The 1,308-nt window shown below is 70.0% G+C and carries 1 protein-coding gene; it reads right to left on the minus strand.

What is annotated here, in order from left to right:
- Positions 1-58: 58 nt before the first annotated feature.
- Positions 59-1,174 (minus strand): hopanoid-associated sugar epimerase, encoded by a 1,116-nt coding sequence (gene hpnA, locus KP010_RS22440; protein ID WP_343219814.1) that lies wholly within the window; start codon positions 1,172-1,174, stop codon positions 59-61.
- Positions 1,175-1,308: the final 134 nt, after the last annotated feature.

A 1,308-nucleotide genomic window follows, 5' to 3' on the forward strand; every position in this document is an offset into this window, starting at 1 on the left:
GAATCATGCCTGAGCCGATCCGTTAACCGCCGTTAACCCGAATTCGGAGCCCTGGCGCCTATTCGCCGAGCGCGTCGCCGGGGGCCCGGCGCGCGGCCTGCGGCGGCCCGCGCTTGGCGCGGTCGCGCGCGCCGAACCATTCGACCGCATCGGCGAGCGCATGGCGGTAGGGTCGGGAACGATAGCCGAGCTCGCGCCGCGCCTTGGAATCGTCGAAGAACATCGTCACCGCCGAGAGGCGCAGGCTCTCGACATTGAGGAAAGGCTCGCGGCCGGTGAGGCGCGCCAGCGCCTCATTGGCGTGGGCGACCGGCAGCAGCGGCCAGCGCGGCAGCCGCATCAGCGGCGGGCGGCCGCCGCTGAATTTCGCGACCTCCGCGAGCAGCTCGGAGAGCTCGACATTCTCGCCGCCGAGGATGTAGCGTTCGCCGATGCGCCCCAGGCGCAGCGCGGCGAGATGGCCGGCGGCGACATCGGCGACATGAACGACGGCGAGGCCGGTGTCGACATAGGCCGGCATATTGCCGCGCATCGCCTCGAGCACGATGCGTCCGGTCGGCGTGGGGCGCACGTCGCCGGGCCCGAGCGGCGCGGAGGGATTGACGATGACGGCCGGCAGAGCGTCGCGCTCGACCATTTCCTCGACCAGACGTTCGGACAGGAGCTTGCTGCGCTTATAGGCGCCGAGCCGATCGCAGACCGCGAGCCGCCGCGTCTCGTCGCAGAGGCCGGAAGCGTCGGGCGCGAGCGTCGCGACGCTACTCGTATGGACGATGCGCTCGACGCCGGCGCGCAGCGCCTCCTCCATGACGATGCGCGTGCCCTCGAGATTGGTGCGCATGACGATAGTCGGATCGGGCGCCCACAGCCGGTAGTCGGCGGCGACATGGAAGAGATAGCGAACGCCGCGAAGCGCAGCGCGCAGACTATCGCGATCGGTCACGTCGCCTTCGAAAACTTCGTATTGGGGGCGGAGATTGGCGCGCGGGCTCGTCGGCCGCACGAAGGCGCGCACGCGAAACCCCTCTTCGTGCAGCAGAGCGGCGACCGCCCCTCCGATGAAACCGCTCGCGCCTGTGACGAGGGCTATGTCCCGCATGTCGCTCGTCATGGCCAAAGCGTCGATCGACTCCGCTGCGCCGGCGCCCGAAGCGCCGCTCTCACTCCGCAGCATCTGGGACGCGCTCCTCCAAAAGCAAGCGCCGCAGCTCCAAGGTCGTGAGCCGCCAAAACCGAGCCCGCCGACATGCTCCCGCCGTCAGCCGGCGGAGGCGCTGGGGAGCTCGTTTTCGAGCGGCTCGGCGGGCT

Source organism: Methylosinus sp. KRF6 (assembly GCF_018887255.1).
Classification (GTDB): Bacteria; Pseudomonadota; Alphaproteobacteria; order Rhizobiales; family Beijerinckiaceae; genus Methylosinus; species Methylosinus sporium.

What these genes read in the sequence shown, in the direction of transcription:
- hpnA (WP_343219814.1), bottom strand. Translation starts at nt 1,174, where the DNA reads ATGCTGCGGAGTGAGAGCGGCGCTTCGGGCGCCGGCGCAGCGGAGTCG.